Origin of the sequence: Archangium violaceum Cb vi76, assembly GCF_000733295.1 — a bacterium.
Taxonomy (GTDB): Bacteria; Myxococcota; Myxococcia; order Myxococcales; family Myxococcaceae; genus Archangium; species Archangium violaceum.
In genome coordinates this window covers 1-452 of record NZ_JPMI01000013.1, presented here as the reverse complement: position 1 = coordinate 452, position 452 = coordinate 1, and the positions used below count along the sequence as shown (strand labels likewise).

Sequence of the window (452 nt, the reverse complement as noted above, 5' to 3'; positions counted from 1 at the left end):
CTGTCTCGTCGATGGAGCCGTTGCAGTTGTTGTCCAGGCCATCGCAGACCTCCGCGGCCCCGGGGTTGATCGCGGGATCGAAGTCATCGCAGTCCAGGGGATTCTCCACGTACTCGGCCCCTGGAGGCTCGCAGGCTTCCTCGGAGGGAAGCAGATCGCCGCCATAGCCATCGCCCTCGAGATCGTAGAAGTAGATGTTCAACAACTGCGCCTGGGTCGGCGTGAGCCGGTTGGTCAGCGTGCCATCGCCCAGTTGTCCCGAGGATGTGTCCAGGCCACATCCAAGGGACAGATGCTGACTGATTGGTGCGCAGGCGTACAGCCAAGGGGTTGCGTGGTCGTAGCAGGGGATCTTCAGTGCGCTCATGGAGCCACCGGCGGGGCCACCATGGAGGAGAGGAGAACCGCATCGTGGACGAGTTTTGGTACGGGACCGGGTGGAGAAGTGCTGA

Annotated in this window: 1 protein-coding gene; it reads right to left on the bottom strand. The window is 62.6% G+C overall.

The genetic code is table 11. The annotated features are described in order from the left end of the window. On the bottom strand, window positions 1-367 hold a 367-nt coding region (locus Q664_RS02910; protein WP_235216528.1), incomplete at its 3' end, for a putative metal-binding motif-containing protein. Window positions 368-452 lie beyond the last annotated feature (85 nt).